The sequence below is a fragment of the Phormidium pseudopriestleyi FRX01 genome (assembly GCF_017313335.1).
Classification (GTDB): Bacteria; Cyanobacteriota; Cyanobacteriia; order Cyanobacteriales; family Laspinemataceae; genus Laspinema; species Laspinema pseudopriestleyi.
This window is the reverse complement of the sequence record NZ_JAFLQW010000331.1, coordinates 1-8979: the sequence shown is the minus strand read 5'-3', so window position 1 is coordinate 8979 and position 8979 is coordinate 1. Positions and strand designations below refer to the sequence as shown.

The 8979-nt window shown below is 44.7% G+C and carries 8 protein-coding genes and 1 pseudogene; 4 read left to right on the top strand and 5 right to left on the bottom strand.

From position 1 onward, the window contains the following. Positions 1-17: 17 nt before the first annotated feature. Together J0895_RS12435 and J0895_RS12430 are read right to left on the bottom strand one after the other, a co-directional pair. The gene (locus tag J0895_RS12435) at positions 18-1124 is read right to left on the bottom strand and encodes a DUF262 domain-containing protein (RefSeq protein ID WP_207088408.1); all 1107 of its coding nucleotides are present in this window, start codon (positions 1122-1124) and stop codon (positions 18-20) included. Positions 1125-1571: 447 nt separating this feature from the next. Further along, complete coding sequence (locus J0895_RS12430) at positions 1572-2312, bottom strand: serine/threonine protein kinase (protein WP_207088407.1); 741 nt, start codon at positions 2310-2312, stop codon at positions 1572-1574. 154 nt (positions 2313-2466) lie between these two features. Here J0895_RS12430 and J0895_RS12425 point away from each other — a divergent pair, with 154 nt between their 5' ends. Further along, positions 2467-2961 (top strand): DUF427 domain-containing protein, encoded by a 495-nt coding sequence (locus tag J0895_RS12425; protein WP_207088406.1) that lies wholly within the window; start codon positions 2467-2469, stop codon positions 2959-2961. Positions 2962-3076: 115 nt separating this feature from the next. On the opposite strand, the gene J0895_RS12420 is transcribed toward J0895_RS12425, so the two are convergent. Beyond that, positions 3077-3634, bottom strand: a complete 558-nt coding sequence (locus J0895_RS12420; protein WP_207088405.1) for an NUDIX hydrolase — start codon at positions 3632-3634, stop codon at positions 3077-3079. A gap of 40 nt (positions 3635-3674) precedes the next feature. On the opposite strand from J0895_RS12420, the gene J0895_RS12415 reads away from it, so the two are divergent. Next, positions 3675-4193: an O-acetyl-ADP-ribose deacetylase gene (locus J0895_RS12415; RefSeq protein WP_242541247.1), complete on the top strand. Its 519-nt coding sequence runs from the start codon at positions 3675-3677 to the stop codon at positions 4191-4193. A 78-nt stretch (positions 4194-4271) separates the two neighbouring features. Here the strand turns inward: J0895_RS12415 and J0895_RS12410 are convergent, their stop codons facing one another. After that, the gene (locus tag J0895_RS12410) at positions 4272-4931 is read right to left on the bottom strand and encodes a class I SAM-dependent methyltransferase (RefSeq protein ID WP_207088404.1); all 660 of its coding nucleotides are present in this window, start codon (positions 4929-4931) and stop codon (positions 4272-4274) included. A 220-nt stretch (positions 4932-5151) separates the two neighbouring features. Here J0895_RS12410 and trxB point away from each other — a divergent pair, with 220 nt between their 5' ends. Together trxB and J0895_RS12400 are read left to right on the top strand one after the other, a co-directional pair. Continuing rightward, a complete protein-coding gene (gene trxB, locus J0895_RS12405) occupies positions 5152-6516 on the top strand; it encodes a thioredoxin-disulfide reductase (protein ID WP_207088403.1) in 1365 nt (454 codons plus the stop codon). Positions 6517-6870: 354 nt separating this feature from the next. Further along, on the top strand, positions 6871-8703 hold the full coding sequence (locus tag J0895_RS12400; RefSeq protein ID WP_207088402.1) for a glycosyltransferase: 1833 nt from the start codon (positions 6871-6873) through the stop codon (positions 8701-8703). Positions 8704-8747: 44 nt separating this feature from the next. On the opposite strand, the pseudogene J0895_RS12395 reads toward J0895_RS12400, so the two are convergent. Then, a pseudogene (locus J0895_RS12395) lies at positions 8748-8979 on the bottom strand (hypothetical protein); the annotation flags it as partial.

The window sequence follows — 8979 nt, the reverse complement described above, 5'->3', positions numbered from 1 at the left end:
TTCAGCGGTGCGGATTTTCATGGAGAAAAACCCTTTCTTCCCAGGGGTATCAAATAAGGTAACCGTCTGGCTGCATTGACGCCCGCACCCGACCATTTTTTATAGGTTGAATCTGACCAAATCATTTTGATTTGTTGCAAGATTTGGTCCGGGGGCAGGGGATGTTTATAATGGTATCCAATCCCCAGTGCTACCACTTCATAGGCCGATAAGAGAAAGCCTCCCAGGAATTTCTCATCTTCCTTTCGATATCGCTTAAAGCTATCATCTCCTATCGTCTGATCCAGAAGATTGAAGGTAACATCGAAGGCTTCCTCGATATGGCTATAATCTAAACCATTTTTAAGAGCCTCTTCCCGCATTCTAGCGGTTAGAAATTCGCTAACATCCCCGCCGAGTTGTTTGAGGTTTTCTTCGGTTCTATCAAACAGAAGAATAAACCGTAAGATTAACTCCATATCATACTGTTGTTCATAGAGGCGATCGCTTAAGGCGATACAATTTTTAAAGGATGGGCGATCGGCCAAAGAACGCATCAAGTGATAGAGGTCTTTGTTCAACATTAAAAGAATGCAATTTCTAACCTCTTGGTGCGTGGCGATCGACCCTCCAGTATTGAGTCGCTGAAACAACTCATACTTAATCATCTGGTCGCTTTCTTTTTCGATGATATTTACGGTAATTTTGGCCCGCTTTATCAATAACCGCTGAGTTGAATTCAAAGAATTATCCGGGTCGTTGGGGTCATTCCATTTTTTATCTTTTAATGAAGGTAAATAGTGGGTTTCTTGTAACTTAACAAAAGAGGTCTCTTCATCCGTAGACTCCGGTTTCAACAATCCCACAAATTCATAAATTGTTGAGAGTCTCTGCAATCCATCGATAACATCCCAAATCCCATCCTCTCTTTGATTAACAAAAATAGCAGGAATCGGGATGCCTAATAAAATTGACTCTATAAAGGTCGATTTCTGATGCTGGGACCATCGAAAATACCGTTGAAAATCGGGGTGAATATCAATTTCATTCTTTTCATACAAGCTGATCAACTCTCCAATTGACATAGAATAGTTATCAGTCCTAATTTCTTGCCTGGTTTTATCAATTTCTTCTTGTAAAGCCATGATTTAAAAACCTATTATATTTGGGTTGAAAGTTACCGTTAATTTCAGTCAATTCATTGGGCGAATTATAGAACACATCAGATAGATTTGTCAACTATTGCATGGAAAAGTCCTCCACACCAGCAGGGTTTAAAATTGTAGGAACGATTCGCGAATCGCCCCTACAGGCGTTGGGTTAAACCCCCGCCTGTTGTTGTTTACAATCCTGTCCCTAGGGTTGGATAGTCTTAGATGTGGGAGGCGCGGGGTTAGGTGGTGGTGGGGAATTTGAGTTTAAGTAGGTCAATAATCCAATCATTAACAGTCCAATTGTCCCCGCAGCAATGACGGCAGTGCACCATTCCATTGCATCCCAATTAGGCAGGGGAATCGGTTTTTTCACGCCTAATAATTTTAACCATTCCTGCACGGTTTTGGGCCGATCGCCTCCATCGAGGGCCAGTCCTTTTAAAATAGCCTGATTCGTGCGATCGCTGATCTGAGAATTAATAGTTTTGGGGCAATTAATCCCACATCAGAATCTTTCCGTTTAATCGCACTCACCGGCACTTGTCCCGTCAGCAATTCATACAAAGTCGCCGCCAATCCATACACATCAGTATAAGCGCCGCGTGGTCTCTTTTGGGAATACATTTCTAGGGCAGAATATCCCTCCGCACTATAGCGGGTAGTGGTCAAGGGATGGTCAAACGCCTTTGCTAATCCAAAATCAATTAACACCGCCTCCGCAGTCCCCCCGCGCAATACAATATTGTCCGGTTTAATATCCAGATGCAGTAACTGATGAGAATGCACCTCCATCAACGCCTCGCCAATTTGCTGAATATATCGCAAAGCTAACTTTTCCGGTAACTGCTTTTGGGCGCGACTGGCTAAATCCACTCCATCAATATATTCCATGAGAATACAGGGCACATCCCCCTCTTTCAAGATTTCCTGGACCTGAACAATATGCCGATTATGACTGCACTTAGCCAGTTTCACCGCTTCATTCCAGAACTTGCTCTCTAGGTCTTTAATTTCTTCTGGACCCAGTTGATGCAGCAAACTGTCATTAAGGGTTTTAATCGCCACGGCATTTCCTGCGGCATCCTTCGCTTTATAAGTAATCCCAAACCGTCCTCTCCCCAGCACTTTTTCAATGGTGTATAGACCCCCTTGGATCTGCTGCCCTACCGTTAAAGTCATGGCTGAACCCTCCCTTGACTTTTTCTTTCATTCTGACATAAAATTGAAAATTGGGCTAGGCATTCCGATATCCATTGTCGGAATAAAGGACTGCTATGCTTTTCCCCGAACTCTAAATCATCTATAATTAACCCATCTTATCTTTTAAATACTCATGCACCCACAACGAATTGAACCCGGTCCTGGACAAGAATCGGTCTGGGATTATCCCCGTCCTCCTCGGTTGGAAGAGGTCACTAAACATATCCAAATCATCTTTAATGGCGAAATCATTGCGGATACTCACCATGCCCAGCGAGTCCTAGAAACGAGTCATCCTCCGGTTTATTATCTCCCTCCTGAAGATATCAAAATGGAATATCTCAGTCCAATGCCTCGGAGTAGTTTCTGCGAGTGGAAAGGGTCTGCGGGATATTACACGGTGACGGTTAAGGAAAAACAAGCGCCTAATTGTGCTTGGTTCTATGCGAGTCCAACTCCCGAATTTGAGGGGATTACAAATTATGTGGCATTCTATCCAGAAATGATGGATGTTTGCTATGTAGATGGGGAACAAGTCCAACCTCAACCCGGTGGGTTTTATGGGGGTTGGGTTACTTCTGATATTGTTGGACCTTTTAAGGGAATTCCCGGCAGTTGGGGTTGGTAGTAGCGAGGACAGACGGGGGTTTAAATCCCCGTCTGTAGGGGCGATTCGCGAATCGCCCCTACATCGGATAAATCCGACTAGATTTTTTGTGGGGTGGGAGGGTTTGGAGTTTTATTTATGGGGTTATTTTTAAGTGATTTAAGGCTAAAAATACGGCGGCGACACTTCCAGATACGCAGATTTCTCCCTGGATGATTTTTTCCAAGACTTTCTCAACTGGCACTAAAACAACTTCTATCTCTTCGGTAATATCTAAAATTTGCTGTCCCAATTTTTCCGCATCTTTGCCTAAAAAAATATGAATGGCATTGGTGTCTTTAACGGGATTATCATAGAGGGTGGCGAGTTCAATCAAGTTCGGGCAATGGTAACCTGTCTCTTCGGTCATTTCACGCGCTGCTGCTGCTTCTGCTTTCTCGTTTTCCGGATTGAACGCACCGGCAGGTAATTCTAACAAGATTTCTCCCACTCCATGCCGATATTGGCGCACAAATACGATTTCTTGATGGGTGGTAACCGGAACGACTAGGGCAATATCTGGACGGACATTGATAAAGAAATCATCGATAATTTCGCCGGTTGGCAGTTCAATTTCATCTTGGCGAACTTTGCACCATTGGTTGTCGAAGACTAGGCGCGATCGCAACTGTTTCCATTTCTTCAATTCTTTCATAAAATAAAAGGAATCTCTCTTTCACAACAACCCTACCATTATGACGGATAAAATCACTGTAATCCAAGGCGATATTACTAAACAACAGGTCGATGCGATCGTCAATGCCGCCAATACCCGTCTATTAGGAGGAGGCGGTGTTGATGGTGCCATCCACCGGGCGGCAGGTTCCCGTTTGTTGGCAGAATGTCGCACTCTGAACGGCTGTAAAACCGGCGAAGCTAAGATGACTCGCGGGTACAATCTCCCGGCAAAATATGTGATTCATACGGTTGGCCCTGTATGGCAAGGTGGCAACCATCATGAAGATGAATTGCTGGCAAGCTGTTATTATGAGAGTTTAAAGTTAGCCGAAAAACATCAGCTAAAAACTATCGCTTTTCCGGCAATTAGTACGGGAGTTTATGCTTTTCCAATGGAACGCGCTGCTACAATTGCAGTCAAGACGGTGCAGCAATTTTTAACCAAAAATACTGCGATTTCTCAAGTTAGATTTGTCTGCTTTAGCAATGAATCCTATCAGTGCCATTTAACAGCGATCGCCTATTTGGAACAATAATCAAAATCCCCAATCACCCGATTAACAGGGGGTTAAACACCCTCTGCGGATCCGGTTTAACCTGCCCCAATCAAACCCTTATTCTCTGTAGGCACGTTCCGCAGTCCAATGACGGTCCGAAGACGCATAAACTTTCATTCCTTCTAATCCCGCCATTTCTATCATGTTTTCTACATCTTCTAGGGTAAATGCAGCTATCAATGAATCGCGAAATAACTGGGTCTGATAATCATTATATTCTGGCCCAATTCTGGCCAGAATTTTATCCACGGTTTCTATATCCGAGGGTCGCATTAAATCTCGTAGAAATATCCCCCCATTGGGTTTTAAAACTCGTTTCAGTTCTCGGAAAAAAGGCATCGGGTCCGGGAGATGATGGATGATGCTATTGGAAATCACTATATCAAATGTGCTATCCCCATACGGCATCTGTTTCGCATCGATATACTCTAACTGAATTTGGTCTTGTACCCTTGCAGACTGGACATTCTCCCGTCCCACTTTTAACATATTGTGCGACAGGTCGATCGCCCTGATGTGCCACTGAGGACGACGCTGCACGATTAAAATGGGAATTCGCGCCGTCCCAGTTCCCGCATCCAGTACCACTGCCGACTCAGGACCGAGTGCGATCGCCGTTTCAGCAAAGGCAGTATTCACCTCCACAAAATCCATCGCGTCATACGCAGTAGCATCCTCCCATGTATCCATCACTTCCGGTTCTAACACTCGTTTCATTATCTCACCTACAGCTTAGATTTGATGTTCCTATTTTAGGGTTGATTGGTTCTTAAATCGGTTGGCTGACTAAACTGCTAACTGCCAATTGTTAATTGTTAACAGCAATCAAAAAACATCTAAAGAATTAAGGGCCGTAAAGTGATTTGAATCACTGATAATGAGGAACAGGTTGATATAATTAATCTAAAGTGAAGTCGTTACGAGTTTGAATAAATCCATGACAAATCCAGCAGTAGAAAACGTTGTGATTATCGGATCTGGCCCTGCCGGATTCACTGCCGCCATCTATGCAGGACGGGCGAATCTGAAACCCGTCGTTTTTGAAGGGTTCCAGATGGGAGGCATTCCCGGTGGACAATTAATGACCACAACGGAAGTGGAGAACTTCCCGGGGTTTCCCGAAGGGATTACGGGACCGAAACTCATGGAACGGATGAAACTCCAAGCGCAACGCTGGGGGGCCGAATTGTACATGGAAGATGTGCAATCAGTGGACTTGAGTCAGCGGCCCTTTGTGATCCGTTCAGACGAACGAGAAATTAAGGCCCATACGGTGATTATTGCCACAGGGGCCACTGCCAAACGGTTGGGACTTCCGAGTGAACACCAGTTCTGGAGTCGAGGCGTCTCTGCCTGTGCGATTTGCGATGGCGCCAGTCCCATTTTTAAAGGGGTGGCATTAGCGGTGGTTGGTGGCGGAGACACGGCGGCGGAAGAATCGGTGTATTTAACCAAATATGGGACCCATGTTCACCTGTTAGTCCGTCGGGAAGAAATGCGGGCCTCAAAAGCAATGCAAGACCGGGTATTGAAGAACCCCAAAATTACGGTTCATTGGAATACCGAGGCGGTGGATATCTTCGGAACCGAGGACCGGATGGAGGGGATTAAAGTTAGAAATATCCAAACCGGAGAAGAAACCGATTTGCAGGTTCGCGGATTATTTTATGCGATCGGTCATACTCCGAATACCCAGCTATTTAAAGGGCAATTGGAACTGGATGAAGTCGGATATATTGTCACGAAACATGGCAGCGTTGAAACCAGTGTTGAGGGCGTTTATGCAACTGGAGATGTGCAAGACCATGAGTTTCGCCAAGCGATTACCGCAGGGGGAACGGGTTGTATGGGGGCGATGTTAGCGGAACGGTGGTTATCGGCGAATGGGTTAGTTCAGGAGTTCCATCAAACGGAAGCATCGGAGAAAGCGCCGGAACCGGAAAAGGAACAAAAATCCGATACAGAAGAGAATTTCGACCCAGCGGCAACGCGCCATGTGGGCGGGTTTGCCTTGCGGAAGTTGTACCATGACAGCGATCGGCTGATTGTGGTCAAATATTCCGCCCCCACCTGCGGTCCTTGCCATACCTTGAAACCGATTCTCAGTAAAGTGATTGATGAGTTTGATAGCAAGGTTCACTATGTTGAAATTGACATTGAAGCAGATCAAGAAATTGCCGACAATGCCGGAGTAACCGGAACGCCAACGGTGCAGTTTTTTAAGGATAAAGGCTTAGTGGATCAAGTGCGGGGGGTTAAGCAAAAAAGTCTGTACCGAGAGATGATTCAAAACTATTTGTAAGCATTCTATGGGCAGAAAAGAGGCGAACCGGGTGGTTTGCCTCGACCCTAATTTGGCCCCGTCATCTATTCTCCGGCTTGGTGAGTAACGCGATCGCATCGGAACTGGATGAGATGAGGGGGACAAGAAACCGGGTTTCTGTTCGGAATGGGCTGCAAAGAAGCCATAAATTTGGTCAAGAAATCCGGTTTCTAACCTCTACTCTATCGAGGTTCTCTTTCGTCCTTCCTCCGGTTCCACACCCCCTGAAAATGGTAAACTAGAAGCCTAGCAAACCCATTCGGGAGAAAGCCAACTGTGACTCATCTCGTCCCATCTATCAATCCACAGCCTGAACCCTCAACCGATCTACCTTTGGTTTCACTGGTTATTCTGGCCTACAATCAGCTTGATTATACGAGACAATGCCTAGAAAGTATTCAAAACTACACTAAAACTCCTTATGAAATAGTTCTCGTTGATAATGGATCTAGGGATGGTACCGATGACTATTTCGTTTCAGTCCGACGACAGTGGCAGGAAGCTCAAGGGCAAGATAGTGAGAATGTCAAGAGTTTCTGTCAGACTGTTAAAGTTATTTTAAATAGTGAAAATCTAGGCTATGCCGTGGGAAATAATCATGGAATGGCATTAGCAGAGGGAGAATATATTGTTTTACTGAATAATGATACGGTAGTCACTCCCGGTTGGTTAGAATATCTGCTCAGTGCAGCACAAAAAGACCCGAGTTTAGGGTTAATCGGTCCGGTGAGTAATTATGTTTCAGGTTTACAATATATTGACCCTGTAGATTACGAGACTGATTCGGCGAACGGGTTAGAAGAATTTGCCACTCAATGGAGTCGGGAAAATGCGGGAGAGTTATTATATTTTTGGCGGATTGTGGGGTTTTGCCTGATGATTGATCGCCGGGTGATTGATACCATTGGTGGTTTAGACCCCCGTTATGGAATTGGGAATTTTGAGGATGATGATTTTTGTATTCGTTCGGCCTTAGCCGGATTTAAGTCAGCGATTGCCAGAGGATGTTTTATTCATCATTTTGGCAGCAAAACGTTTAAAAATAAAAGCGCTAGTTATCGGCAAGAACTGTTAGTCAGAAATTGGGAAATTTTCAAGGAAAAATGGGGAATTCCGCAGGAAATCTCATATAAACAAGCTTATGACTTAACTGAGGTGTTGCAACAGCCTTTTACAAAGGAAAAATATTTTTGTTCGCTGATGGGAGGCGGACGGGCGATCGCCCGAAATCAAGCGGCGATATCAAAGGTGCAAATTCCGTTAAATTCCTCGGGTCTAATTCGGGTGGATTTAGGATGTGGTCCTCGAAAACCGGAGGGATATATTGGGGTAGATTTTTATCCTTGGCCCGAGGTGGATATTGTTGCAGACCTCAGCGATCGCTTTCCTTTTCCTGATAATAGTGTTGATGAAGTTCGTGCCCATGATTTTATCGAACATTTGAGCGATCGCATTAAAACTATGAATGAAATCTGGCGCATTTGTAAACCCGGGGCCACCGTTAATCTCTTCGTTCCCTCCACCGATGGTCGGGGTGCTTTTCAAGACCCCACTCACATCAGTTATTGGAACATCAACTCTTTCATGTATTATGCCATAGAATTCCCTGCCTATTTGGAACTTTGCCGCAGTTACGGTTTTCAGGGTGCCTTTAGTATTGTCCAAATCGACCATCATGAATCACCCGGTCAAGTCCTTCATGTTCAGGCCATTTTAAAAGCAATTAAGCCGGAAAATGACTTACAATTTATCAACGAATTAAATCTCCGGAAGATTAATTTAATTCTAGTTCCCAACTGGAATCAACCGGAAGAGGATCTACTTTCGACCTTAGAAGCGGCTATTGCTTCAGTTATAAAGCATCCCAACAGTAGAAACATTACCCTATTAATCGAAAGTAGCCAAATCCCTGAAAATTCAGATATTCAACCCAATTTAGTGCTATCAACCATTGGCTTAAATTTATTTTACCGAGACGATATCCCTTCGGACAGCGAGATCCCAGAAATTTCCCTCTTGGAAGACCCGTTAACTCCCCATCAATGGCAAGGTTTACGATCGCAACTCCAATATCGTTTAGCTGTAGAGGGGGAAAACTGGAAAATGATAGAACAATTAGGGCTTCAAAATTTGCCGATTTTTAAGGAAGAACGACTGAAGTCGTGACCTTGAACAAAGAAACGACAAATGACCAATGACCAACGACAAATCTATCCCCTCCATAAGCGGCGTTGCCATGCTTTTAAAAAGAGCAATACCGGAAACTGATAATATTCAACCATTAGCCAGATGACAATGGTAAGGTGACCGCAAAAGGTGGCGACAGTCCAAAAGGCGGGAACCCAACTTAAGCTGCTGCCGGGGACTGGGGGGAAAATATAGGCCCCGAGTCCGACTAAGAGGGTGGGTAGGGTAATGATGGCGATCGCCGCGATCGCAATT